At 67.8% G+C, this 24,228-nt stretch carries 28 protein-coding genes; 17 read left to right on the top strand and 11 right to left on the bottom strand.

Going from position 1 to position 24,228, the window contains the following annotated elements; genetic code table 11:
* Window positions 1-35 precede the first annotated feature (35 nt).
* Window positions 36-1,292: a multidrug effflux MFS transporter gene (locus BLQ75_RS05330; protein WP_092598692.1), complete on the bottom strand. Its 1,257-nt coding sequence runs from the start codon at window positions 1,290-1,292 to the stop codon at window positions 36-38.
* A gap of 67 nt (window positions 1,293-1,359) precedes the next feature.
* On the opposite strand from BLQ75_RS05330, the gene BLQ75_RS05325 reads away from it, so the two are divergent.
* The 6 genes from BLQ75_RS05325 (at window position 1,360) to BLQ75_RS05305 (ending at window position 4,110) form a co-directional block, all read left to right on the top strand.
* The gene (locus tag BLQ75_RS05325; RefSeq protein ID WP_211481180.1) at window positions 1,360-1,851 is read left to right on the top strand and encodes a MarR family winged helix-turn-helix transcriptional regulator; all 492 of its coding nucleotides are present in this window, start codon (window positions 1,360-1,362) and stop codon (window positions 1,849-1,851) included.
* Window positions 1,852-2,030: 179 nt separating this feature from the next.
* Complete coding sequence (locus tag BLQ75_RS05320) at window positions 2,031-2,549, top strand: DUF6789 family protein (protein WP_092599599.1); 519 nt, start codon at window positions 2,031-2,033, stop codon at window positions 2,547-2,549.
* Window positions 2,546-3,013: a hypothetical protein gene (locus BLQ75_RS23765; protein WP_211481179.1), complete on the top strand. Its 468-nt coding sequence runs from the start codon at window positions 2,546-2,548 to the stop codon at window positions 3,011-3,013. Before BLQ75_RS05320 ends, BLQ75_RS23765 begins: the two co-directional genes overlap by 4 nt.
* Window positions 3,010-3,462: a MerR family transcriptional regulator gene (locus tag BLQ75_RS05310; RefSeq protein ID WP_170837343.1), complete on the top strand. Its 453-nt coding sequence runs from the start codon at window positions 3,010-3,012 to the stop codon at window positions 3,460-3,462. The genes BLQ75_RS23765 and BLQ75_RS05310 overlap by 4 nt, the downstream gene beginning before the upstream one ends.
* Window positions 3,443-3,781 carry a hypothetical protein gene (locus BLQ75_RS22965; RefSeq protein WP_139182916.1) on the top strand — a complete coding sequence of 113 codons (339 nt, stop codon included), beginning with the start codon at window positions 3,443-3,445 and terminating at the stop codon, window positions 3,779-3,781. The genes BLQ75_RS05310 and BLQ75_RS22965 overlap by 20 nt, the downstream gene beginning before the upstream one ends.
* Complete coding sequence (locus BLQ75_RS05305) at window positions 3,778-4,110, top strand: YnfA family protein (protein WP_092598686.1); 333 nt, start codon at window positions 3,778-3,780, stop codon at window positions 4,108-4,110. Before BLQ75_RS22965 ends, BLQ75_RS05305 begins: the two co-directional genes overlap by 4 nt.
* A 238-nt stretch (window positions 4,111-4,348) precedes the next feature.
* Here BLQ75_RS05305 and murJ read toward each other — a convergent pair whose 3' ends face one another.
* Window positions 4,349-5,977 carry a murein biosynthesis integral membrane protein MurJ gene (gene murJ / locus BLQ75_RS05300; protein ID WP_092598683.1) on the bottom strand — a complete coding sequence of 543 codons (1,629 nt, stop codon included), beginning with the start codon at window positions 5,975-5,977 and terminating at the stop codon, window positions 4,349-4,351.
* A 203-nt stretch (window positions 5,978-6,180) separates the two neighbouring features.
* Here murJ and BLQ75_RS05295 point away from each other — a divergent pair, with 203 nt between their 5' ends.
* Window positions 6,181-6,576: a hypothetical protein gene (locus BLQ75_RS05295; RefSeq protein ID WP_092598679.1), complete on the top strand. Its 396-nt coding sequence runs from the start codon at window positions 6,181-6,183 to the stop codon at window positions 6,574-6,576.
* Window positions 6,577-6,947: 371 nt separating this feature from the next.
* On the opposite strand, the gene BLQ75_RS05290 is transcribed toward BLQ75_RS05295, so the two are convergent.
* Window positions 6,948-8,102: an acyl-CoA dehydrogenase gene (locus BLQ75_RS05290; RefSeq protein WP_092598676.1), complete on the bottom strand. Its 1,155-nt coding sequence runs from the start codon at window positions 8,100-8,102 to the stop codon at window positions 6,948-6,950.
* 157 nt (window positions 8,103-8,259) lie between these two features.
* Here BLQ75_RS05290 and BLQ75_RS05285 point away from each other — a divergent pair, with 157 nt between their 5' ends.
* Complete coding sequence (locus BLQ75_RS05285) at window positions 8,260-9,009, top strand: TetR family transcriptional regulator (protein WP_092598673.1); 750 nt, start codon at window positions 8,260-8,262, stop codon at window positions 9,007-9,009.
* Between the two features lie 149 nt (window positions 9,010-9,158).
* Here the strand turns inward: BLQ75_RS05285 and BLQ75_RS05280 are convergent, their stop codons facing one another.
* The 3 genes from BLQ75_RS05280 to BLQ75_RS05270 form a co-directional block, all read right to left on the bottom strand.
* Complete coding sequence (locus BLQ75_RS05280) at window positions 9,159-9,734, bottom strand: dihydrofolate reductase family protein (protein WP_092598670.1); 576 nt, start codon at window positions 9,732-9,734, stop codon at window positions 9,159-9,161.
* Window positions 9,735-9,865: 131 nt separating this feature from the next.
* On the bottom strand, window positions 9,866-10,330 hold the full coding sequence (locus BLQ75_RS05275) for a GNAT family N-acetyltransferase (protein WP_092598668.1): 465 nt from the start codon (window positions 10,328-10,330) through the stop codon (window positions 9,866-9,868).
* Window positions 10,331-10,488: 158 nt separating this feature from the next.
* Window positions 10,489-10,845, bottom strand: coding sequence for a GntR family transcriptional regulator (locus tag BLQ75_RS05270; protein ID WP_244515251.1), 357 nt, complete (start codon window positions 10,843-10,845; stop codon window positions 10,489-10,491).
* A 48-nt stretch (window positions 10,846-10,893) separates the two neighbouring features.
* On the opposite strand from BLQ75_RS05270, the gene BLQ75_RS23355 reads away from it, so the two are divergent.
* The 4 genes from BLQ75_RS23355 to lplAB all read left to right on the top strand — a co-directional run bounded on the left by BLQ75_RS23355 (window position 10,894) and on the right by lplAB (window position 15,432).
* Window positions 10,894-11,046: a hypothetical protein gene (locus BLQ75_RS23355; RefSeq protein WP_154670709.1), complete on the top strand. Its 153-nt coding sequence runs from the start codon at window positions 10,894-10,896 to the stop codon at window positions 11,044-11,046.
* Window positions 11,047-11,278: 232 nt separating this feature from the next.
* Window positions 11,279-12,058, top strand: a complete 780-nt coding sequence (locus BLQ75_RS05265) for an alpha/beta fold hydrolase (protein ID WP_092598662.1) — start codon at window positions 11,279-11,281, stop codon at window positions 12,056-12,058.
* A gap of 196 nt (window positions 12,059-12,254) precedes the next feature.
* Window positions 12,255-13,784, top strand: a complete 1,530-nt coding sequence (locus BLQ75_RS05260; RefSeq protein WP_092598659.1) for an AMP-binding protein — start codon at window positions 12,255-12,257, stop codon at window positions 13,782-13,784.
* Between the two features lie 598 nt (window positions 13,785-14,382).
* A complete protein-coding gene (gene lplAB / locus BLQ75_RS05255) occupies window positions 14,383-15,432 on the top strand; it encodes a lipoate-protein ligase LplAB (RefSeq protein ID WP_092598656.1) in 1,050 nt (349 codons plus the stop codon).
* Window positions 15,433-15,534: 102 nt separating this feature from the next.
* On the opposite strand, the gene BLQ75_RS05250 is transcribed toward lplAB, so the two are convergent.
* Both BLQ75_RS05250 and BLQ75_RS05245 read right to left on the bottom strand, forming a co-directional pair.
* The gene (locus BLQ75_RS05250) at window positions 15,535-15,756 is read right to left on the bottom strand and encodes a DUF5703 family protein (RefSeq protein WP_092598653.1); all 222 of its coding nucleotides are present in this window, start codon (window positions 15,754-15,756) and stop codon (window positions 15,535-15,537) included.
* Window positions 15,753-16,754 carry a YncE family protein gene (locus BLQ75_RS05245; protein WP_092598650.1) on the bottom strand — a complete coding sequence of 334 codons (1,002 nt, stop codon included), beginning with the start codon at window positions 16,752-16,754 and terminating at the stop codon, window positions 15,753-15,755. Before BLQ75_RS05245 ends, BLQ75_RS05250 begins: the two co-directional genes overlap by 4 nt.
* Window positions 16,755-17,079: 325 nt before the next feature.
* Between BLQ75_RS05245 and BLQ75_RS05240 the strand changes: the two genes are divergently transcribed.
* On the top strand, window positions 17,080-17,676 hold the full coding sequence (locus BLQ75_RS05240; RefSeq protein ID WP_092598647.1) for a GNAT family N-acetyltransferase: 597 nt from the start codon (window positions 17,080-17,082) through the stop codon (window positions 17,674-17,676).
* 191 nt (window positions 17,677-17,867) lie between these two features.
* On the opposite strand, the gene BLQ75_RS05235 is transcribed toward BLQ75_RS05240, so the two are convergent.
* Window positions 17,868-18,830, bottom strand: a complete 963-nt coding sequence (locus tag BLQ75_RS05235; RefSeq protein WP_244515250.1) for a DMT family transporter — start codon at window positions 18,828-18,830, stop codon at window positions 17,868-17,870.
* 258 nt (window positions 18,831-19,088) lie between these two features.
* Window positions 19,089-20,033: an aldo/keto reductase gene (locus tag BLQ75_RS05230; RefSeq protein ID WP_092599590.1), complete on the bottom strand. Its 945-nt coding sequence runs from the start codon at window positions 20,031-20,033 to the stop codon at window positions 19,089-19,091.
* Window positions 20,034-20,281: 248 nt separating this feature from the next.
* On the opposite strand from BLQ75_RS05230, the gene BLQ75_RS05225 reads away from it, so the two are divergent.
* From BLQ75_RS05225 to BLQ75_RS05210, 4 genes are read left to right on the top strand one after another with little or no spacing between them, the layout of a single operon-like run.
* Window positions 20,282-21,154 (top strand): undecaprenyl-diphosphate phosphatase, encoded by an 873-nt coding sequence (locus BLQ75_RS05225; protein ID WP_092598641.1) that lies wholly within the window; start codon window positions 20,282-20,284, stop codon window positions 21,152-21,154.
* Between the two features lie 35 nt (window positions 21,155-21,189).
* Complete coding sequence (locus BLQ75_RS05220; RefSeq protein WP_092598638.1) at window positions 21,190-21,873, top strand: histidine phosphatase family protein; 684 nt, start codon at window positions 21,190-21,192, stop codon at window positions 21,871-21,873.
* Window positions 21,870-22,331 carry a DUF6314 family protein gene (locus BLQ75_RS05215; RefSeq protein ID WP_092598636.1) on the top strand — a complete coding sequence of 154 codons (462 nt, stop codon included), beginning with the start codon at window positions 21,870-21,872 and terminating at the stop codon, window positions 22,329-22,331. Before BLQ75_RS05220 ends, BLQ75_RS05215 begins: the two co-directional genes overlap by 4 nt.
* A 4-nt stretch (window positions 22,332-22,335) precedes the next feature.
* Complete coding sequence (locus tag BLQ75_RS05210) at window positions 22,336-23,088, top strand: M24 family metallopeptidase (protein ID WP_092598634.1); 753 nt, start codon at window positions 22,336-22,338, stop codon at window positions 23,086-23,088.
* A gap of 285 nt (window positions 23,089-23,373) precedes the next feature.
* Here BLQ75_RS05210 and BLQ75_RS05205 read toward each other — a convergent pair whose 3' ends face one another.
* A complete protein-coding gene (locus BLQ75_RS05205) occupies window positions 23,374-24,045 on the bottom strand; it encodes a recombinase family protein (protein ID WP_092598631.1) in 672 nt (223 codons plus the stop codon).
* Window positions 24,046-24,228 lie beyond the last annotated feature (183 nt).

Below are 24,228 nucleotides of genomic sequence, written 5' to 3'. Positions count from 1 at the left end.
ACCCGCACCGTCGGGTGGAGCCGGGAGGCTGCGGGTCAGCCGACACCGGCGGTCTCGTGTTCGGCGCCCGCGTTCCGCGACACCGGGTCTCCGCTGGTGAGGAGACTGAAGGCGAGCAAGGCCAGCACGATCGAGACGATCATGGTCACCCCCATAGGTGCGGCCGTGTCCTCACCCATGATCCCGACCAGCGGTGAGACCGCGGCGGCGAGGACGAACTGCAGGCAGCCCAGGAACGCCGATCCCGTGCCCGCGTGGCCGCCGGCCTCCGCCAGAGCCAGGACAGTGGTGTTGGACAGGACGAATCCCAGTGATCCCTGGAAACAGGCGAACGACACGAGTACGGGAATCGTGGGCACCCCGCTGAACACGGCCCCCACCAGTACCGCACCGGCCAGTACGGCTGCCGTCAGGCCGGCCGTGATCATGCTGCGGTAGGCGACACGCCCCGCCAGGGCCGAAGCCACACTGCTGGTGATCAGCACGAGCAGCGCGTTGAGGCTGAACACGAGGGTGTAGGCGCTGGTCGACATCCCCATCACATTCTGGATCACGAACGGAGAGGCGGATATGTAGGCGAACAGCCCGGCGAACGAGAAGCAGAACGTGAGCAGGTATCCCGCGTAGCCGCGGTTGGTCAACACCGCGCGAGCTCCGCCGAGCAGCGCGGTCAGTCCGCTTCCGGTGCGAGCGGACGCGGGGAGTGTCTCCCTGACGTGAGTCAGTGTGCCGAGGACCATGACCAGGGTCAGCGCAGCCAGGACCCAGAACACCGGCCGCCATCCGAAGTTGGCGATGATCGTGCCACCGGCCAGGGGAGCGGCCACCGGGGCGATGACGCTGATGATGATCAGTGCTCCTTGGAGCTTGGCGGCGATGGCCCCCTTCGCGGAGTCGGAGATGATGGCCCTGGCGAGTACGACTCCGGCCGCGCCGCTCAGGCCCTGTATGAAGCGGGCCACCATGAGTACTCCGACGTTCGGAGCCAGCGCGCAGCCGATGCTGGCCCCCAGGCATACGAGCGAGCCGACGAGGATCGGTCTCCGTCGTCCCACGGTGTCCGAGAGAGCTCCGATGAACAACTGGCCGAGACCGAGGCCGAGCAGGAAGGCGGTCAGGGTCAGTTGGACACCGGTGGCCGTGGTGCCCAGCTCACCGGCCATGGCCGGAAAGGCCGGGAGGTACATGTCGGTCGCCAGTGGGGCCACGGCGGTGAGCAGTGCCAGGACCACGACCAGGAATCCGCTGAGAGCGCGGGGGGAGCGCGTGGCGCCTCCGGGGGAGTCGGACATCCAGATCCTCTTTCCGGGGAAGTGAGTTCAAATTTACTTATAGATATATATATAGTAGTATATGTGAATGTTGCTTCGGGCGAACCGGGAGGGTGGTACTTCGATGGGACAGCGCGAGTTGGCGGACGTGCTGCGGGACCTGGCCTGGACGATCCACCGGCTGGTCCCCGATGTGGCCGGCATCGAGCCGTTGCCGACCAGCGAGCTCGCCGTGATCAAACATATCCAGGCCTCGCCGAACATCACGGTCACCGAGCTGGCCAGGCAGCTGGGCATGCAGCAGAGCAACGCCAGCGCGGCGGTGCGCAACCTGGTCGAACGCGGGCTCGTCGCCCGCGAGCGCGATCCGGGTGACCGACGCGTGACCAGGCTGACCCCGACCCAGAAGTCGCTGGCGGAGAAGGACTCCATCGACACCGTGTGGTCCGGAACCGTCCAAACGGCGATGACCCGGCTCACACCTGAGCAGAGCGCGGCCCTGGAAGCGGCCTCCGGCGCTCTCGAAGCCCTCGATCAGGCCCTGCACACCGAATACCCCGGGCCGGGAGTGGCGCAGTGATTCCCGGAGCCGTGGTGGTCAGGCAGGACCGGGCCGTGCGTGCCGATGCCCTCGCGCGGTGACCGCGGTCCGACAGCGCGGACATCGGCGTCGCGCTTGCATCCTGTACCTGGGTACGGGCTTACCGTCGACGGCACGAGATCGCCGTGGGGCGACGAGGTGACTGAGAGGTGCTGTCGATGACGGTGGAGTCGGACGGGTCGGTTCGAGCGGATGGTGCCGGGCTCGATCGGGGCCGGTTGGCGGCAGGGGCCGGTTGGGGTGTGGCCGCGACGGTGCTCATGAGCGTGGTGATGCTCGTCGGCACGGCTACGGGGTTGGCGCCGCTGCCGAACCCCGTCCCGTTGGCGCTGGTGGGCCGAACAGTGGGTGCGCTGCCGCAACCGGCGCTGATCGGGCTGGCGGTGCTGGTGCACCTGACCTACGGGGCCGTGGCCGCGACCGTGCTGACCGGGCTGATTCGCCGGGTGTCGGTGGGGTTCGCGGTGGGGTACGGCTTGTCGCTGTGGGCCCTGATGGGGTTGGTGTGGCTGCCCTACCTGGGGTGGGGGCTGTTCGGGACCGCCGTGACGCCACGCATCGCCGTGGCGACGTTGGTGCCGCACCTGGTCTACGGGATCACGTTGGGACTCGCGCTCGACCGGCATCGTGCGCCTCGGCGGAGTAGTAATGGAACCGAAAGGGGGCATCAACGATGACCGACGAGGTCACCGGGTGTGCCTGCTGCGGCCCGCGCGCCGAGGACGAGATTCCGCCGGAGTTCACCGTCGGCGCCGTTCCGAGTGCCTGTCGTGCCGGGTCGGAGACCGCTGGTGTCCCGAGCGACGACTCACCGGCCGAGTGGGCTCCGTGGTCGTGCGAGACGCCGACGGCACGGCAGTCGGCACTAGTGGCCGAGTTCGACGCGCTGTTCACCGGTGCGCTGCGGACCTTCGACAGACCGGAACCGAACCGGCTGCGCCTGGTGCTGGATCCGGCCTGGCAGGACACCGCCCGGCTGCTGGCCGAGCGGGAAGGCCGGTGCTGCTCGGTATTCACCTTCGTCCTCCGACAGCACGGCGACGAGCTGCACCTCGACATCGCGGTCCCCGCGAGTCAGCGACCGGTTCTGGACGCGCTGGCCTGGCACGCGGCGGAAACAGCGACGAAGGGAACCCGATGATTACGACGAGACTGCGCAGCGGGCAGCTCGCCGAAGCCGCGGGGGTGAATCCGCAGACCCTGCGCTACTACGAGCGGCGCGGCCTGCTGGCCGAGCCCGAACGCAGCCTGGGCGGCCATCGGCTCTATCCGCCGGCGGCGGTGACCACGCTGCGGGTGATCAAGGCCGCGCAACGGCTGGGCTTCACCCTCGACGAGGTCGCGGACCTGCTGGAGGCGGGACGACTGCGCCGCACCGGCCGCTCCGACCCGGGACTGCAGCAGCGTGCCCAGGCCAAGTTGACGGAGGTCGAGGCCCGCATCGCCGACCTGCGAGCCATCCGCGCCGCTCTGCTCGAGGCCGTCGAGTCCGGTTGCGACGACCTGGCTTCCTGCGCCACCAGCTCGGAGTGCCCGCTGCCGTTCGACGACCTCGCCGAGGAGGATCGCCATGACCGACCCTGTTGCTGAACGCCCCGCTCGTCGGGGCCGAACACCGGGCAGTTTGGTCGGGCTGGCCGCGGTGGCGTGTTTGGCCTGCTGCCTCCTGCCCACACTCATCGCCGCTGGGCTGCTCGGTGGTGCCCTCGCGACCGGGCTGGTGGCCGGGCTTCCCGCCGTGGCCGCGGCACTGGGGATATCGGCGGTCGTGATCTGGAGAGCACATCGGTCCCGCACGCGGCGGTGCGGTTGTGACCAGCCCCGGGACTCAGCGGTGGGCTGCTCCTGCCGAGGCGGGCGGGCCGACGAACAGCACCCGGATGCCGTACGACTACGGTCACGGCCGTGACGATCCTTCGCTCGATTGCCCTGTTCGTGGTGGCGGCGCTGTGCGAGATCGGTGGTGCCTGGCTGGTCTGGCAAGGTGTGCGCGAGCACCGAGGTTGGCTGTGGGCCGGTCTCGGTGTGCTCGCCCTCGGTGCCTACGGCTTCGTTGCCACACTGCAGCCCGACGCGCACTTCGGGCGGATTCTGGCCGCCTACGGCGGCGTGTTCGTCGCCGGTTCACTGGCCTGGGGTGTGGTGATGGACGGTTACCGCCCGGACCGCTACGACATCATCGGAGCTCTGGTCTGCCTGGCCGGCGTCGCGGTGATCATGTACGCGCCTCGGGGTTGAGCGCACCGCTCGCGCCGGGTCGGTGTCGTGGTGGTCGTGTCCGGTCGCTCCCGGTGCCCTCGTGACGGGGTGGCAACCGTTCTCCCCGGAGAGGTCGAACGCGTCGGGAACCGTCGTTTTTCGCCGGGAGTCCGCTGTGGCGATGCGTTCGAGGGGGGCAACTACCGCCGAGGAGTGTGCCCGCTTGGAATGCCGCACCGCCTCCCCGGCGTGGCAACAGCGGGGGCGGCGATCAGAATCAGCTCAGCAACCCGCGCAGCCGTTGCCGGATCATGCCCATCTCCGGTATCGGCAACAGCAGCATCACCCCGAAGCCGAGCCCGAGCACGAGCGTGCCGTGCACCCCCAGGCTCATCCATGCCGTGGCCACCTCGCCGAAGCCGCTCAAGCGCTCCCGCAGCGCGTACCACGCGGCGAAGGCGCAGCCGCATCCGATCGACGAGGCCAGCAGCGACCAGCCGACCCCGACCAGCGTTCGCCGGGTCTGCATCCGTCCCAAGCGGTGGTACAGCCAGCACTGACCCACCACCGCGCCCACGAAGAAGCTCAGCGACATGGACAGCGCCACGCCCACCACCAGCTGGCGCGGGTCCAACCACACCAGCAGCGTGTAGCACACCGCGGTACGGAACACGACCATGATCACGTTGATCAGCATGGGGGTTCTCGCGTCCTTCATCGCGTAGAACGCCCGCAGCTGCAGCATCGTGATCGCGAACGGCACGATCCCGGCGGAGGCCACTCCCAGTGTGACGCCGAGCCGGTCCGCGGCGCCGACACTGCCCTGGCCGAGCGAGAAGAACGCCACCCCGATGGCGGAGCCAGCCGTGAGCATGAGCGCGCTCACCGGCATGAGCAGGACCGCGCTCAACCGTGATCCCAGTCCGACGTCGCGGACGAAGCTCTCGGTGTCCCCCTGGGCCACCGAACGGCTGATCCGCGGCATGAGCGCCTGCAGCAGCGAAACTCCCAGCACGCCGTAGGGCACCTGCGAGAGCAGCCACGCGTAGTGGAAGGTGGCCACGCTGCCGGGGGTGCCCTGGCCAGCCACTCGGATCGCCACGATCATGCCGATCTGGCTGACCACGGTGTAGAGCACCACCCAGCCCGCCAGCGCCCCGAATTCGGCCAGTCGTCGGTCCCACCCCCAGCGCCAGCGGAACCGGAAACCGGTTCGGCGCAGCGAGAGCACCATCACCGAGCTCTGGGCGGCTATCCCGAGCATCGTGCCGACGCCCAGGACCAACAACTTCGCCTGCCCCATGCGCACCGGATCGGCCGAGATCTCTCCCGGGAGCACCGAGTACACGGCCACGGTGGCGATGATCACCACGTTGTTCATCACCGGTGCCCAGGCCGGTGGCCCGAACACCTGCCGCACGTTCAGGATGGCCATCAGCAGTGCCGACAGGCCGTAGAACACGATCCCGGGAAGCAGCAGGTAGGCGAAGGCCGTGGTCAGTTCACGGTTGGCCCGGGTGTGGGGCCCGAGGTAGAGCTCGGTCAGCAGGGGAGCGGCCAGCACCGCCAACACCGTGGCCGCGAGCAGCAGAACCACGCCCATCGTGATCATCCACTGCGCGTAGGACTCGCCCTCCTCCTCGCTGTTCTGCCGCGCGCTCACCAGCAGCGGGACGGCCACGCTCGTGAGCACCCCTCCCAGCAGCAGCTCGTTGACCACGGTCGGCAGGGTGTTGGCCACGGTGTAGGAGTCGTTGATCATTCCCAGGCCCAGCACCCAGACCAGCAGCATCTTGGCGAACAGCCCGCTGAGCCTGCTGACCATGGTGGCCACGGCCATCGCGCCGCTGGCCCTGCCCAGTGACGGCGTTCGCCCACGCGGTGGACGCTGTCGCTGCTCGACCACGGAGCTCCCCCCGGCTGAAGTGCGGCTGTTCGAGCCTCGCCGAAACCGGCTGGGTAAACGGTAACGAAGCACTGTCCCGGGTGCGGTTTCGAAAACGCTCAACCTCACGATTCGGGTGGAAAACTTCCGGTGCGAGCGTGGCCGTCCGACCGCATACTGGCCCGAACGGGGGATGTCGTTCCAGCGCATTCGGGGGAGGGGTGATGGCGGGTTCTCGGGCTTTCTCGCAGGATCTTCCGGCCGAGGTGCGAGTGTTGGACAGCTGGCGCCGCGGCGGAGTGGACTGCGCGGTGGGGGAACTGCGGGGGCTGTTCTACGGATTCGCGAGGCTGGCGGGGCCCTCCAGTGGTTGGAGCCGCTACCGTCCCGGTCGGGTGAAACGCGGTGGAGGTGACGCGCTGGCGCCGGAGAAGCTGGGGGACTGGGTGGTGCTGGAGTTCGGACCGGCCGAGCGGTTCTGGTCCCAGGAGGTGTGGGCGAGGTTCCTCGGCGGTGGAGGGGAACTGTCCGGGATGGACCAGTGGGGCTGGGCGTGGGGGCTGTGGCGCGTCCACGACAAGATCGACGAGTTCGTCGACGCGCAACTCCGGCGAGGCTAGTCCCTCTGTCTTCCCTCGCTGTGGTAAGCCCTGTTCCGGAGACGGATTCGCGCAACCTCCTCGGCTGCTGCCGCGACAGGTACCGAAGATCGGACCACGCGCTCACCGGATGTGCCTCCGAACAGGCGAACGGGGGCGTCGGCGGTGGGCCGGTCTCCCGGTCGACTCGGGTGACGCGTGGTGCGCGGAGCGGTACGCCCCACCCTCCGCGCACGGAACCCTCCTGCCGGTACAGCGCCCGACAACGGCAGCGGGGCGATCGACGCACGTGGGCGCGCTGCTGACGCGCTGCCCGAGCGGGCCAGGCACGGCGCCGATCGCCGAGCACGGGACGCTGCCGGTCAGCGGCGGCTACCGGACCCCCGGAGCTGTCACTTCAGCAGTGAGCGGGCCATCACCATGCGTTGGATCTGGTTGGTGCCCTCGTAGATCTGGGTGATCTTGGCATCGCGCATCATGCGTTCGACGGGGAAGTCGCGGGTGTAACCCGCCCCGCCGAACAGCTGCACGGCGTTGGTGGTGACCTCCATGGCCACATCCGAGGCGTAGCACTTCGCCGCGGCGGAGATGAAACCGAGATTGCCCTCTTCGCGTTCGGCGCGAGCAGCCGAGACGTAGATCATGTGTCGAGCGGCCTCGATCTTCATCGCCATGTCGGCCAGCATGAACTGCACACCCTGGAAATCGGCGATGGCCTGGCCGAACTGCTTGCGTTCCTTCACGTAGTCCACGGCGGCGTCGAGTGCCCCCTGGGCGATCCCCAGGGCCTGCGCTCCGATCGTGGGGCGGGTGTGGTCGAGGGTGCGCAGCGCGGTCTTGAAACCGGTGCCGGGCTCGCCGATGATCCGATCCCCCGGCACGGTGCAGTCGTTGAAGTGGAGCTCGGTGGTCGGCGACCCCTTGATCCCCAGCTTCTTCTCCTTGCCCCCGACCTCGAAGCCGGGATCGTCGGAGTGGACCACGAAGGCGCTGATGCCGTTCGGGCCCTTGTCCGGATCGGTGACGGCCATTACCGTGTACCAGCTGGACTCCCCACCGTTGGTGATCCAGCACTTGGTCCCGTTGATCACCCAGTCGTCGCCGTCCCGGCGTGCCCGCGTCTTCATCGAGGCCGCGTCCGAACCCGCCTCTCGTTCGGAAAGCGCGTAGGAGGCGGTGCACTCACCGGCCGCGATGGACGGCAGCACCTTGTGCTTGAGCTCCTCGGAGGCCGAGAGCAGGATCGGCATGGTACCGAGCTTGTTCACCGCCGGGATCAGCGAGGAGGAGGCGCATACCCTGGCGACCTCCTCGATGACGATGCAGGTCGCGACCGAGTCGGCGCCCTGTCCGCCGTAGGCCTCGGGGACGTGGACACCGGCGAACCCCGACTTCGACAGCGCGTGGAAGGCTTCCCTCGGGTAGCGTTCCTGCTCGTCGCACTCTGCGGCGTACGGTGCGATCTCCTTCTCCGAGAGCGCCCGGACAGCTTCCCGGAGCGCTTCGTGCTCCTCGGAGAGCTGGTAGGTGTCGAAGCTCGAATCCACGAGGGTCCTCCTGGTACGTGGCACGGCCGTAGCCGAGCTCCTGCGGTGTCTTCGTCGAGCACATCGAAATCGGCATCGAGTGCCGCGATGTGTGGTGTGCACGTGATGCTAACGGCACTAAGTGCCATCGGCAATCGTGGCCTGTTACATTCCCGGCATGACAGAGGCGAGCTCCGGCGATGCCAAGCAGCGCACCGGTCGTACGGCGGACGGGCGGCGTCAGCTGCGCGGCGCGCTCGCCGTCGCGGCGCTGGACCTGTTCGCGGCCAAGGGCTACGAAGCCACCACGGTCGAGGACATCGTGACCGCGGTGGGGGTGGGGCGGCGCACCTTCTTCCGCCACTTCCGTTCCAAGGAAGAAGTGGTGTTCCCCGACCACGACGAGCGCCTCGCCGGTGTCGTCCGGGAGCTCGAACAGGCGGGGGAGTCCGAGTCGCCGATGGCGGTGGTGTGCCGCACCGCCGAGACGGTGCTGGAGATGTACCTGGCCGATCCCGAGGTTTCGCTGAAGCGTTTCGAGCTGACCAGGCAGGTGCCTTCGCTGCGGGATCGCGAGATCGTCAGCATCGACCGCTACCAGCGGGTCTTCGCGCGTTACCTGCGGCAGCGGTTCGCCGAGCTGCCCGGGGCGGAGCTGCGGGCGGCCGTCACCGCCGCCACCGTGGTCGCCACGCACAACCACGTGCTGCGTCGCTGGTTGAAAAGCGGGGGAGGGTTCGACGCGCGCGCCGCGTTGCGGGAAGCGTTGCGCGAGGTCGCGGTCGAAGAGGCGAGTGGAGCTCCTCCGGAGGAGTCGGACGGGACCGAGGAGGTCGTCGTCGGTGTCGTCCGCACGTCGAAGTCGACGCACGATGTACGTGACAGGGTGGAGCGCGCGCTGCGTGAGATCGGGGGAACCTCGGTGTGAGCGGTTCTCCGTCGTGTACGAGTTCTGATCGGTAGGGGTCAATGGTTAAATTTTATCTATTGTTTCAGTATTGAATGAAATAAATAACTGAAGCATCTCACACCCTCACGAAAAAGACATGAACAACACAAAAGACCAGACACCGCGGCTCAGTCGATACCGGGAGGCTCTTCGAGCACGGTGGGGATGTATTCGAGCAGTTGGATCCGGCTGTCGAACGTGCGACTGTCGACCAGGTCGAGAGCGATGTCGGGGTAGCCGTCGAAGACGCGGTCCTTGCCGGTGGCGCCGGTGATGACTGGGAAGACGACCACCCGGAAGCGGTCCACGACACCGGCCGTGAGCAGTGATCGGCACAGGCTGAGACTGCCGATGGTGCGCAGCGGACGCGAGTCGTGCCGCTTCAGCTCCCGCACGGCTTCGGCGGCGTCCCCGTCGACCAGCTCGCTGTTGGGCCATGACAGCGGTGCTTCCAGCGTGGAGGAGAACACCACCTTGGGAATTGTGGTCAGCGCGGCGATGCCGGGATCGTCGGGCAGCTCGGAGGCGAGCTCGGACATCAGTCGGTACGTCCTCGCCCCCATGAGGGCGGTGTGCTCGTGCTCGGCTCCTCCTGCGACCCAGGTGAGGTACTCGGGGCCCGCCATGCCCCAGTAGCCGGGCCAGCCGTCCGCGGCGGCGTGGCCGTCGAGCGAAACGATGAAGTCCACCATCAGTGTCGACATCGGAGCTCCTTCCGCGGTGCTTCGGTGATGGCCGCTGTTCGGGGCGCCGGGAGGCGATTCGTGGTTTCAGTGCTGAACGGAGTCAACCACCAACGACACAACCCCGCACGATTCCCAGCGATGGACAGCGATCACAACTTCCGGGTCATGTAGACACTGTTGGGGCTGGAAACGTAGTTCCCGAACGGTTCGCAGCTCCGGAACCCGGCTGATTCGTAGAGCCGTCGAGCGGATTCGAAAGCCTTCGCCGTCCCGGTCTCCAGGCTGATCCGCGAATAGCCGCTCTCGCTCGCCCAGACGAAGAGCTGGTCCAGCATGGCTCGCCCCACTCCTCGTTTACGGGCGGCTTCGGCGGTGTGCATGGATTTGAGCTCCGCATGGCGCGGTCCGATCCGTTTGAGGGCGCCGATGCCGAGCAGTTCGCCCTCCTCGCGCAGTCCGAAGACGAAGACGTCCTCCGCGTCGAGTCCGTTCTCATCGAGTGCGTAGCATTCTTCAGGAGGACTGTTTTCCCTGGTGAACGTCAGGTGCCGGTCGAGCAGCTCTCTCACTTCCGCGGTGGCGGGATCCTCGGCACGGATCACGAAATCGTGCATGATCCCAGTCTGTCACGCGTGCGCGGTATCATGGACCGTTTCCGCGCGGTCCTCGAAACGGCTGTGGGCTCGCTGTCCACCGTTTCGAACGGGATCGCGTGTGGGTCTCCCTCCTGCCGAGGTCGACACCGACTCTCCTCCGAGGTGGTGGTTCGGGGTCACGACCGGCGGGCGAGCAGCGCTGCCAGCTCTCCTCTGGTGACCCCCATACGGGCCGCTTCGGCCAGCAATTCGTCGGCCAGTCGGTAGAGCCGAGCGAGGTCGGGTTCCGCCAGCACTGTGGCTCCGTGTCCTCTGCGTAGTTCGATCAGCTCCTCGTTCGCCAGTTCGCGATAGGCCCGCAGGACAGTGTTGAGGTTGACCTGGAGTCGCTTGGCCAGCTCGCGTGCGGTGGGAAGACGTTCTCCCGGAGCGAGGGAACCCTCACTGATCGCACGGCGAACCACACCGGTGATCTGTTCGTGCAGCGTGGCACCGAGGTCGGGGTCCAAGTGGAGCTCCATAGCTAGTGACATTAGCACAATTTGTGCTAGTATCGCTAGCACAACTAAGGAGGTGCGTACATGAGCGCCGAGACAGTGATCGCCGTCGTCGCCGCGGGAATCGCGGCACTGCTCACGCCCGTCTACATCCTGCTGTTGACCAAGGGGGTGCGTTCCCTAGGCGACATTCGGGACATGCTCACCCGCCCGCCCGGTGGTCACCGCGAGCGGTAAGGCCGTGTGCTGTCGGTGTGCGAAGAACCAGCGGTGGTGAACTGTGTCGGTGCATGGAAGTCGTGCGGGTACGGTCACCACCGCATCGCCGTGACACCGCATCGTTTGGTTGTGACGGTGTCCTGTTCGGCCGCTGTCCCCGAGAGACCTTTCCTCGCGGCGGGACTGATTCGACAATCGTGGTCAGCGTTGGGAATCAACTCGGAGGCCGGCAGCAGCAAGGAGTGGCGACATGGAGACGACGGTTCTCGAGTCTTTCGACGGTGCCGACATCGCTTATCACGTCTGGACCCCACGGGAACCCGTCGGCGGAGCTCCTCCCGTGTTGCTCCAGCACGGATTCGCCGCGAGCACCGACTCGAACTGGGTGACCCCCGGCGTCGTGGACGCACTGTTGACTGCGGGGCGCCGGGTCATCGGCGTCGATGCCCGGGGGCACGGTGGTTCGCAGAAGAGCGATGACCCGGCGTTCTTCGGCGAACGCAACATGTCCCGCGATCACCGCACGTTGCTCGATCGTCTGGAGCTGACCGAGGTCGATCTCGTCGGATACTCGATGGGCGCGGTCGTCTCGCTCATCACGGCCGGATCGGATCGGCGCGTTCGTCGACTCGTCGTGGGGGGTGTGGGGGAGGCCGTCGTCGACCTTGGAGGGGTGGACACCCGCGTCTTGGGGACCGAGCCGCTCGTGGTGGCGCTCACGAGCGACGATCCGACGTGCCTGAGCGGTCCCGCCGGGCAGTTCCGGCGGTTCGCCGAAGCCACCGGTGCTGATCTCCCCTCGCTGGCCGCGCAGGCCTCGACGGTCCACGCCACGCCGATCCCGCTCGAGGCGATCACCGCGCCGACCTTGCTGATCGCGGGTACCGAGGACTGGTTGGCACGGAATCCGGAACGTCTCGTCGGTGCCCTCCCGCACGCCGAGCTGGCCACACTCGACGGTGATCACCTGGGTGCGGTGCGCGACCCGTCCTTCAGTGCCGTCATCGTGGATTTCCTCAGCGGTAGCTGAGCGGTCCCGGGCGTTTCTCGCCCTGGAATGGTGTCCGCTGGTTCGGCGGAGTCCCCGTCCCGCTCCCGGCGGAGGGCTTCCGCGTCCGAGTGGACGAGGACTTCCACTCACGAACCGTGGAAAGGACCTCGACCCGTCGTATACACTGCTGCGCCACTGCCCGTGAAGGTGTGAGCCGCATCGCCGTGGAGGTCACGTGTTCGTTCCGTTCAGCGTCTCCGATTTCATCGATCGCGCCGTGCAGGTATACGCCGATCGAGTCGGCGTCGTCGACGAGTCGAACCAGCCCGCCCCTTCGCTCGGGGAGCTGACCTATCGCGACTTCGGCGATCTCGCGGCCAGGCAGGCCGCTCACCTCGACGAACTCGGCGTGGGGGTGGGGGAGCGAGTGGCCGTCGTCAGCCACAACAGCGCGCGGCTGCTGACCTCGTTCTTCGGTGTGGCGGGGTCGGGGCGGGTGCTCGTGCCCATCAACTTCCGGCTGCGCCCCGACGAGGTGCGCTACATCGTCGAGCACTCCGGCGCGCGAGCGCTGTACGTCGATCCCGAACTGGAGGGCGAACTCGGTGAGGTAGGGGCGGAGTACCGGTACACGCTCGGTCGTGACGAGGACCTCTACGCCTCCGTGGGTGCCGAGCCGCGTCGTTGGGAGCCGGACGAGAACGCCACCGCCTGCATCAACTACACCTCGGGTACGACCGCCCGCCCGAAAGGTGTTCGGATCACTCACCGCAACATCTGGGTCAACGCGACGACGTTCGGACTGCACGCCGGGTTGACCGACCGCGATGTCTATCTGCACACACTGCCGACTTTTCACGCGAACGGGTGGGGGATGCCGTTCGCCACCACCGGTCTCGGAATCAAGCAGATCGTCCTCCGCAAGATCGACGGCACCGAGATCCTGCGCCGTGTGCGCGATCACGGTGTCACCGTCATGTGCGCCGCTCCCACCGTGGTCGCCGCCGTGCTCGACGCCGCCCGGAACTGGGAGGGGGAAATTCCCGGCCGTGACAGGGTGCGGATCATCGTGGCCGGTGCTCCGCCGCCGTCGCGGACGGTCGCGCGGGTCGAGCAGGAGCTCGGCTGGGAGTTCATCCAGATCTACGGGCTCACCGAAACCTCACCGCTGTTGACCATCAATCGCTCGCGTTCGGAGTGGGACGATCTCTCCAGCGAGGACCGGGCGGCGAAGCTGGTCCGTGCCGGCGCTCCCGCCCTCGGTGTGCGGCTCGCGATCTCGGAGGAGGAGGGCAACGAGGGCGAGGTCCTGGCCCGCTCCAACGTCGTGCTCGACAGCTACTGGGAACAACCCGAGGAGACCGCCGCTGTGCTCAGGGACGGTTGGTTCCACACCGGTGACGGCGGGACCATCGGGGAGGACGGTTACCTCACGATCAGTGACCGAAAGAAAGACGTCATCATCACCGGAGGCGAGAACGTCTCCTCGATCGAGGTGGAGGATGTCCTCTTCTCGCACCCCGCGGTCGCCGAGGTGGCTGTCATCGGAGTGCCCAGCGAGAAGTGGGGTGAGACCATCAAGGCGCTGGTCGTGACCACCCCGGAGGCCGAAACGAGCGAGGAAGAGCTCATCGCCTGGTGCAAGCAGCGGGCGGCCGGGTACAAAGCCCCCACCTCGGTCGAGTTCCGCGACGAGCTCTCGCGTACCGCCACGGGAAAGCTGCAGAAGTTCAAGTTGCGTGCTCCTTACTGGCAGGAGCGGTGATCCGCCTTCGAGGTTTCCTCACCGGGGGGTGAGGTGCCGGAGCACGCGCGGGGTCGGCTGACCCGTTGACGGGGTCCCGTTCTTCTCAGAGCTGGAGTCCGCCATCGTGCTTGTCTGTTTGTGGTTACTGTTGTTTCAGTGTTGAACGAAAACACATCATCACAACACAACCAGCGAAAACGACGAAAGACACATCAATCATAGCCACGAATGAAGTGAGTTTCCTCGCGATCATCCGGTTCCCACATCGTGGTGGTGTCGCTGAAATGGTAGGCGCTCTGCCGCGGTATCCACCGCGCGGCTGTGCGAAGTGCCTGCTCCACGGGGGTCGCTGGGGCCGGGTGTGCCGTTTCGTTCTGTTCGGGATGCACGGACCTGCTCCTTACCGGAAGGGGTGTATCCGACCATGATGCGACCCCGGCGTGTCCCGCGCACTCCGATTCGGGTGTCCCAGGGGTAAACGCCCTCGGAATGAGGAATGTCGTCGGATGACCGTTCCGCATCTCACAATGCCGAGTGGGCCAGGGCGTGTACCGCTGTTGCGCTGCCTAGAGTTGGTTTCCGGTTCGATGATGGCACGGCAGCAGCGAGGTGTGAGGTGCACGGGGAGTACAAGGTTCCGGACGGCAAGCTGGTGGCCGCGGACGTGGAGGTCGCTGACGGACGGTTGAGCCGTGTCCGCGTCAGCGGTGACTTCTTCCTGGAGCCCGACGAGGCCCTGGAGGAGCTCAACAGGTCGCTGGTGGGTGCTGCCGTGAACGCGGACGCCGAGACGTTGACCGGGTTGATCCGGGCAGGGATGGACCCGCGGGCCCGGATGGTGGGGTTCACCCCCGAGTCGGTCGCGGTGGCCGTGCGGCGTGCCGTGACCGGGTCGACGGGCTGGTTGGACCACGAGTGGCGGCTGGTTCGGGAACCGGCCCGATCCCCGCTGATGCACATGGCGTTGGACCAGGTGCTGGCCGAGGAGGTGGCCTGCGGGAACAGGCCTCCCACGCTGCGGTTCTGGGAGTGGGCCGCGCCCTCGGTGATCATCGGCAGTTTCCAGTCGGTGCGCAACGAAGTGGACATGGCCGCGGCCGAGAATTACGGGATCGAGGTGGTCCGTCGCATCACCGGTGGGGGCGCGATGTTCGTCGAACCGGGCAACACCGTGACCTACTCGCTGTACGCGCCGAGCTCGTTGGTGGCGGGGATGTCGTTCGCCGACTCCTACGCCTTCCTCGACGACTGGGTGCTGGAGGTGCTGCGTGAGCTGGGACTGAACGTGTGGTACCAGCCGCTCAACGACATCACCTCAGACGGAGGCAAGATCGGTGGTGCCGCGCAGAAACGTGTCTCGGCCGGGGCGGTGCTGCACCACGTGACGATGTCCTACGACGTGGACGCGGAGAAGCTGGGACAGGTGCTGCGGGTCGGTGGTGTGAAGTTGTCGGACAAGGGAGTCGGCAGTGCGGTCAAGCGGGTCGATCCGCTGCGACGACAGACCGGGCTGGAGCGCGGGGCCGTGATCGATCGTCTCGCCGAGGGTTTCCGTTCTCGCTACGGCTCGGTCGACGACCGGATCACCGACACGGAACAACACCGCGCCGCGGAGTTGGTCGCCGAGAAGTTCGCCACCGAGGAGTGGTTCCATCGGGTTCCCTGAACCCTTCGAACTCGTACTTCGGGACTCAGCGGGGTGGGGCAGCACCAGTGCTGGGTCTGTGAAGAGGCGGCGGGGAAGTGATTCGCCGACGCGTTCCGGTGGTCAGGGGAGTGGATCAGGTAGGCCGGGGGTGGTGCGCCTGCGGCGCAGCCACACCTTGCGGGTGCCGTCGGAGTACAGCAGGACGCGGGAGAGCTCCCAGCCGGCGAACTCCGCGTGGATGCTCAGTCGGGTCGCCGCGCTGAGCCGGGACACCCCGGCTGGTAGGCGCAGCGGTTGGTACTCCCAGTCGGGATCCGCTCCCGCGGGGTCGGTGTCGGTCAATTTCGCACCACCTGTAGGCCGTCTCCGGTTGCCGAGGCGATGTAGACCGTCCCGGTGGCGGGGTTCACCGCCGTCGATTCCGGCTGTCTGACCGTGGGTAGACGGTGGACTTCTCGTGGTTCCCCGCCGACCACGTCGTAGCCGACGAGCTGGTTGCGTGCTGTCAGTGTGACCCAGGCTAGATCGCGCTTGGGTGCGAACGCGAGTCCGTAGGGGGAGCCGGTGACGGGGTAGCGCTGCTTCATGATCAGCGGTTCGGTGGCGAAGGCCATGATCTCCTCGCCGCGGGTGTCGATGGCCAGCACGCGTCCGAAGTCATCGGCAACCGCGTTGGTGGCGCCCTCGCCCGCGCGCAGCGCGGGTTGCTTGTCGCCGGAACTGATCTCGATGGGGGTCAGTGAGGTGGTGAGCCGGTCGAGGACGACGACTGTGGAGCCGCGCCGCACGAGGTCATCGGCTCCCGGGAAACCGTCGACGCGTTGTTGGATCCGTCCGTCGCGCAGGATGGCGACGTCGTCTTCGCCGGGGCGGCTGACGAAGAGTCGGTCGCCGACGTCGAGGACGTCGGCGGGGCTGCCGGGCACCTCGGTGCGCTGGCTGATCCGCGCGTTGCGGGGGTCGATGCGTACGACAGTGTCGGATTGGGGCAGCGCCGCCAGCAGTGTGTCGCCGTCTGGGGTGGGGTGTAGTGAACTCGCTGGTGCGGGGAGTTCGACGGTGCGGGGAGTTCGACGGGGATCTCGGGTGTCGAACAGGTCGATCCGGGGTTGGTCGGCGGCGGCCAGGGCGAGGGTGTGCTGTTCGGGCAGAAGGGCGATGTGCCGGGCGGCCGGGGCCGGTACGACCGTGCCCGCCGGTTCGGTTCGTGGTTCGGGGGCGGGGGCCGGTGTGGCCGAGGTGAGTTGGTCGGTGACCTGCAGGGGGCGAGAGCCGCTGCCGTCGGAGCAGGCGGTCAGCAGTGCGGCCGCGGCCAGGAACACGGTGATCAGGCGGCGCAACGGCGACCTCCCCTGGTGGGCACGGCGGAACGGTTCCGTTCCAGGATCCCGCACAGGGGTTCGGGGCATATGACAGGGTCGTTGCCTCGGTGCGGTGCGCGGTCGAGATCCTGCACCGGGAGGGTGCGTCGGCTTCGCTCCGCCGTGAGTAACTGATTCGATCCGGGGTGGGGATGATCGGGGGTGCTGGAACTCGTGGCGTTGGGAAGGCGTTGGCAGGAATGTGGATCACGGTCGGTGCTCGCTTCTGCTTGGTCACCAGCACAGCCGTGGTGCGGTTTCGTCGTGTTCTGCCCGGTTCGACGCCTACTTCGAGGAGCGGTTTTTGAGTTCGGTGTCGCCGGTGCGTCCGGCTACGCGTGCCGATGTGGGAGCGGCCGTGCGCACGCTCGGGCGTGCCTTCGCCGACTACCCGTGGACGCGCCACACCATCGCCGCCGATGGTCACCAGCGTCGTCTGGAGGCGTTCCAGGAGTTGTTCGTGGCCCGCATCGGTCTGGAGCACGGCCGAGGGTGGGTCACCGATGACTGCGCGGCGGTCTCGGTGTGGACCACTCCCGACAGTACCGAGGTCGGTTCCGTCTTCGCCGAGCTGGCTCCGAGGTTCGCCGAGCTGGCCGGTGACCGTGCACCGTTCGCCGAGGAGGCCGAGCGGGTGGTGTCCCCGTACCGGCCGCAGGAGCCGGTGTGGTTTCTCGGCACGGTCGGCGTCGACCCCGAGCGTCAGGGCAACGGCCTGGGCAGCGCGGTGATCCGGCCCGGTCTGGCGGAAGCCGACCGCGTCGGCGCGGCTGCCTTCCTGGAGACCTCCCTTGAGGGCAATGTGCGGTTCTACCAGCGCCTGGGCTTCGTGGTCACCGCTGACGTTCGACTGCCCAGCGGTGGTCCGCGCACGTGGTTTATGACCCGGCCTCCCCACTAGCCGGCGTCTCCGTTGGGAAGATGTTCCGGTGGTCGTGTTGTTCAGGTGCGCTCTGGTGAGCGTGGTTGCCCGATGTGGTGTCTCTCGGTCAGTTGGCTCTGATCGTCGACGTCGCGGGCAGCCGCTGGGGGGGGCGGGCCGCGACCGCCTCGGCGGTCTGTTCCGTCACGAACGGTCGTCGAAGGTGCGCGTCATGAGGAGCCGAGCAGTCTCCTGAACAGGCCGGTGAGCTGATGCCGTGACGAGTTGGGCACGGATGCCGCGTAGGCGCTGGCCAGTATCAGGGCGCATCCGAGTAGTTGTAGCGGGCTCGGTCGCTCACCGAGGACGAGCGCGGCCAGGGCGAGGGCGCCGACCGGGGTGAGCAGGAGCAGGGTGGCGCTGGTCGTGCTGTTCAGGTGCGGGCTCGCCAACCCGATCAGGAGCCAGCCGCAGACCTGGCTTCCCGCCGCGGTCAGGCCCAGCCATCCCAGCGCCGACCAACCGGGGGTCACTGTGATGTCTGACCACAGCGTCCCCAGCACCAGCGCGACGATGGCGGCAGAGGCCAGCACGCCGTAGTAGGACTGAACAGCCCATCCGGCCCGCCCGTTGCGACGCAGCAGGAACAGGAACCCCGAGTAGCACAGTGCGGCGAGGATCGCGTGGATCGTTCCCCGCACCGGGGCGCTGCCGGCAGCGCCGGTGTCGAACACACCACCGGTGAGCACGATGCCCGCCGCCATGAGCGGCGCTGTTCTCAGGAAGGCGTTCGGGAGAGGTTCACGGTCGATGAGCAGGGCCAGCGCAGGAACGAGGAGCACCTGCGCGTTGACCAGCACCGCTGTCAGCCCGGCACCGACTTCGAAGACCGCCCGCGTCCACAGCAGCGCGTCCCCGGCGAACAGCGCTCCGGCGCCGGCTGCGACGGCACCGCCCCGCCAGGGCAGTCGGCCTTCGCGGCGCCGTTCGCGGTGACTCAGCGGCCACACCAGCGGCAGTGCGAGCAGACACCGGAAAAACGTGGCGGTGCTCGGCGAGGTGCCGGACAGGGCGACGAACACACCCGAGGTGGCGACGCCGAGCGCGCCCAGCACCATCGTCGACCGGGGCCGTGTATGAGCCAGGTGCGACACGACTGCCGAACGTCGTCGCGGTTCCGAGGCGCTGCCCACGCGGGGACGCTACAACCGGATGCGCGGGCCGGGCACATGATTATTTCGGTAGTCGTACCGGCCGGGTATTCAGAGCAGAGACGCGACCGGTGGGGGTCTGGTGGGATGGGCAGCCGTGGGTTGGGTGGAACCGCGGCGGGCTGTGGCGGCTTCCAGGGGGTGCGGCTGGTGCCACCGTGCCGGTCACCAGTGCGCTCGGCACGACGGTCCCCGCTCACTCGCCCGAAGCCGTCCGGCTCGACTTCACGCCGTGTGGGGTCAGGCGGTGTGGGGTTGGGCGCGGGGGTCGCTGACGTCGTCGAGTGCCGCTTGGATGGCGGGGGGAAGGACGATGTCCTCGCAGTTGAGGCAGGTTTTGAGTTGCTCGTGGGTGCGGGTCCCCAGGACGGGGGCACCCACACCGGGGCGGTCGCGGACCCAGGCCAGGGCGACGGCGGCGGGGGAGGTTCCGAGCCCGTCGGCGGCGGTGCTGACGGCGTGGGCGATGCGTCCGGCGCGGTTGGTGCGGTGGTGGTCGACGTAGACCGCCAGGTTCGGGTCCGCGCCCCGGGAGTCGGGTGGGGTCTCGTCGAGGTATTTGCCGGTGAGCACGCCTCGCCCCAGGGGGGCTTGGGCGAGCACGGCCAGGTGGTGGTGTTCGGCGGCGGGCAGGAATCGGGCTTCCGGGTCGCGTCGCAGCAGTGAGTATTCGGTTTGCGCGCTGGCCAGCGGCAGGTGGCTGGGCAGTGTTCGGCGCAGGCCCGCGAGGGTGGCCAGCTGCCAGCTGTGCTGGTGGGTCAGCCCGATGTAGCGGACTTTGCCGCTGCTGACGGCGTCGTGGAGGGTGGCGAGGGTTTCCTCCGGCGGAGTGCCGGGGTCCCAGCCGCGCAGTTGCCACAGGTCGATGTGTTGCGTGCGCAGGCGGCGCAGTGAGCCGTGCAGCGAGTCGAGCAGGGCCGTTCGGGAGGTGGCGTGGGTTTCGGTTTGGGTGGCGATGACGAGTCGTTCGTGCGGGACGGTGGTTTCCAACAGTTCGCCGAGGATGGTTTCGCCGCGGCCCTGCTGGTAGGTGGGTGAGGTTTCGACGAGGGTTCCGCCGGCGTCGTGGAATGTGGCGAGTTGGGCGGCCGCCTGTTCGGCGTCGGTGCTGTAGCCCCAATTCATGGTGCCCAGGGCGAGCTGGGACACGCGTAGACCGGTGTTGCCGAGCTGTCGCTGTCTCACGGTGGTCCAGCGTATTCGCGGCACGGTTGTTTCGCTTCGTGTTGGTTTCAGCGCAATTCGTTCGTGTGGTGGTGCGCGTCACGCTTCCGTTGTGCTCGGGGGTCGGTTTCGGTGGTTTCGTCACGACTGGTGGTGTTCGGGGTGTGGTTCGGTGACCTGGGGTTCGTTCGCCGTGGGGCCGCCCCCTCAGGTGTTGGGGGCATGCTGCAAGATCTTCGATCGGGAGGGGTGGCAGATACGGCGCTCCGATGTGTGGAGCGCGAAATTCGACTGTGCTGGAGTGGGTTTCGTTGACATGGTTGCAGGCCGTGGTGCTTGCGGTGGTCCAAGGACTGACCGAATTCCTGCCCGTCTCCTCGTCGGGGCATTTGCGGATCGTGTCGCAGCTGTTTTTCAGTGCCGACGCCGGGGCTTCGTTCACGGCGGTCACCCAGATCGGCACGGAGCTGGCCGTGGTGATCTATTTCTTCGGCGACATCGCACGGCTGGTCGCGACGTGGTTTCGTGGGATGGTCAGCGCCGAGATTCGGCGGACGCGGGATTACCGGCTGGCGTGGTACGTCATCGTCGGCAGCATTCCCATCGGGATTCTGGGGTTCTTTTTCCAGGACCTCATTCGTGGGGCGTTGCGGAGTCTGTGGATCACCGCCACGACGTTGATCGTGTTCGGCCTGCTGTTGGGGTTGGCCGAGCGGTACGGGCCGCAGCTGCGTAGGCAGGCGCAGCTGCGGTTGAGTGACGGTGTGCTCATGGGGTTGGCTCAGTCGTTGGCGCTGGTCCCGGGCGTTTCCCGGTCCGGCGGAACGATCACGGCGGGACTGTCGTTGGGGTTGGACAGGCCGACGGCGGTTCGGTTCTCCTTCCTGCTGGCGATTCCGGCGGTGTTCGCGGCCGGGCTGCTCGAACTGGGCCACGTGTTCGACCCGGGCGGGCCAGGGCTGCAGCCCAGCGGGCCACAGATGCTGGTGGCCACGATCCTGGCCGGGGTGGTCGGCTACATCTGTATCGCCTGGCTGCTGCGGTACGTGGAAAAGCACAGTGTCTACCTGTTCGTGTGGTGGCGCGTGATCGTCGGCTTGGCGGTGTACGTGTTGCTGACGTTCGGGGTACTGCAGGCCTGAACCGCCGTGACGCGACCGGCACGTATGCTGGCGCCGTGGCGACGGTGATTTTGCTGCGACATGCTCGTTCGGCGGCCAACGGTGCCGGGACGCTCGCCGGTCGCACGTCCGGGATCGGGTTGGACGACCGTGGGCAGGCGCAGGCCGCCGGGTTGGTGGACCGGCTCGCGCAGGTCCCGCTGCGGGCGTTGGTCGCCTCCCCGCTGCGGCGGTGTGTCGACACGCTGTCCGGCCTGGCCGGGCAGCGTGATCTCCCTGTGGAGACCGAGCAGGACCTGACCGAGGTCGACTACGGTGACTGGACCGGGCGCTCGTTGCGGGAGCTGGCCGAGGAACCGCGGTGGCGGGTGGTGCAGCAGCACCCTTCCGCCGCGGTGTTTCCCGGTGGGGAAGGGCTGGCCGGAGTGCAGGCCCGGGCGGTGGCCGCGGTGCGTGCTCACGACGCGCGGGTCTCGGCCGAGCACGGCGACGAGGCGGTGTGGCTGGTCTGCACCCACGGAGACGTGATCAAAGGGATCCTGGCCGACGCGCTGGGGCTGCATCTGGACGGTTTCCAGCGGATCGTGGTCGATCCCTGCTCGTTCAGCGTGGTGCGCTACACCGAGACGAGACCGTTCGTGCTGCGGATCAACGACACCGGCGCCGACCTGTCCGGGTTGTTGCCCTCGGAGAAGAGCTCCTCCGGGGACGCGGTGGTCGGGGGGTCGACGGGCGGTTGAGCGGTTCGGGGCGCTATCCCGTGCTCGACCTGGAGGATTTCCTTGCGGGGCCGTGGTCGCTACGCCGCGAGATTCTGTCCACCGAGCACGAACGGCTGGGGGAGTTCACCGGGACCGCGTGGTTCACACCGGCCGGTGAGGTGCTGACCTACCAGGAGCGGGGCACGCTGCGGCTCGGCGGCTACCAGGGGGAGGCCTTTCGCCGACTGCGCTACCGTGTGACCGGTTCGGGCCAGGCCGAGGTGTACTTCGACTACGGTGACTTCTTCCACGGGTTGGACCTGCGCGAGGGGCGCTGCGAGACCAACCACCCGTGTCGGGACGATCTGTACCGGGGCGAGTTCGACGTGCTCGACGTCGACACGTGGTGGCAGTGCTGGCGGGTTTCCGGGCCGACGAAGAACCACCTGCTGCGCACCGAGTTCCGTCGTGGCGACCGCGGCGAGCAGGGGGTGTGAGTGAGTGCGTCACCGGGTCGAACTCCGCGACGGTGACGAGATCGAACTGCTGCGCGCCGCGGGGCGCGCGGTGGCCACCACGCTGGAGGTGGTCAGCGCGCGGGTACGGCCCGGGGTGTCTCCCGCCGAGCTGGAGCGGTGGGCGGTGTCCTCGCTGGGTGAGCACGGCGCGGCACCCGCGGTGCCGGTGAGTGGTGGTGGGCGACGCGCCCTGTCGGTTTCGCGTGACGACGTGGTCTGCGGCGGCGCTCCCACGGGTGGGTGGTTGCGTGACGGGCAGCTGTTGACCGTGGAGTGCGCGGGCAGTGTCGCCGGGTGGTGTGCCTGGTCGGCCGTGGGTGTGGTGGTGGGCACGATGTCGGAGTCGGACCTGCGGCTGACGGACACGGCCGCCGAGGCGCTGCGCTGCGGTGTCGGTGCGGTGATCGCGGGAGATCGGTTGGGCGAGGTCGGTCATGCGATCGGGGTGGTCGTCCGTGGCGCCGGCTGCGGGATGCCCACCTCGTGCGGTTACGGCATCGGCCGTGCGTTGCGGGAAGGCCCCGTGATTCCCGGACCGGGGCACCGGGACGCGGGAGTCACGGCGCGGGAGGGGTTGGTGCTCACGGTCGCGGCCGGGGTCTGCGCGGGGCAGGACGGTGGACTGCGATGCGGTGAGGACGGTCCGGTGGTGACCGGCGACGAGAGCCGCGCGTGCGTGTTCGGCCACACCGTGGCGGTGACCCGCTCGGGCACCCGGGTGCTGACGTCACCCTGACCTCCGATGCGTCCCGTTCGGCGGGGTGCGGCGGAACCTCGGGTGGGGGACGGGCGGTGTCAGTTCTTCGGAGCGCGTCGGAGTATCCCCGAAGGATGAACCGCGGACCGTCCACAGGGGTGAGCATCCCACCGCCCTGAGCCGGGAAGCCGGGAAGGAACGTGTCATGAGCCGCCATTCGTTTCGGCCCGGGTGATCGGTATTCGCGCATGGGGCGGGAGTTGGATCAGGACGAGCTGGTCGAGCACTGGGGCGTTTCGGTAGCAGGCGCGCAGAAAACAACGCTTAGCTCGTAAGGGCTGCTTGCGGATCAGATCTGGATTCGACCGAGTGGTTGGGGCTGAGTTCGGGGACGTATTTGTAGATCGTGGAGCGGGAGACGCCGAGTAGGCGGGCGATGGAGGCCACGGTGGTGTTGGGTTCGGCGAGTAGGGCGCGGGCGTGGCGGATCTGTTCGTCGGTCATGGCCGGTGGTCGGCCGAGTCGGACGCCGCCTGCGCGGGCTGCGGCGAGGCCTTCGCGGGTGCCGTCGGCGATGAGTTCGCGGATGAATTCGGCTAGGGCGGCGAAGACATGGAATACGAGTCTGCCGCCGGGGGTGGTGGTGTCGAGGTTCTCGTGCAGTGAGGTGAACCCGATGCCGCGTTGACGTAGCCCGCTGACCAGGGACAGTAGGTCGGCGAGGCTGCGGCCGAGCCGGGAGAGTTCGAGCACGACGAGGGTGTCGCCGTCGCGGAGGTAGTCCAGGCAGGCGGCCAGCTCGGGGCGTTCGGCGTTTTTGCCGGACAGCTTTTCCTCGAAGACGCGGATGCATCCGGCGTCGGTGAGGGCGTCGACCTGGCGGCGCAGGCTCTGCTCGGTGGTGGACACGCGGGCGTAGCCGACGCGGGCGCCGCCGCCGATGGCCTCAAGCGGGTCGCCGTCGAGGATGAGGTCGGCCGGGGCGTCGTTGGTCATCCGGTGTGCCTTTCGTGATCACGGGTGTCGTGACTGTACGACAAACGGTCCTGGTCGGGTTGTTGGACACTCGGTCCTTGCAACACGTTTTTCCGACACTTGCGGGACGGTTCGGGCGGTGTGGACTGCTGGCGTGGTGATCGTGTTGGGAAACGATCGGTTTTCAACACGTGCCAGACCGGG

Origin of the sequence: Actinopolyspora xinjiangensis (genome assembly GCF_900104475.1) — a bacterium.
Taxonomy (GTDB): Bacteria; Actinomycetota; Actinomycetes; order Mycobacteriales; family Pseudonocardiaceae; genus Actinopolyspora; species Actinopolyspora xinjiangensis.
The sequence above is the reverse complement of the archived record's forward strand: the minus strand, read 5'-3'. Positions and strand labels throughout refer to the sequence as shown.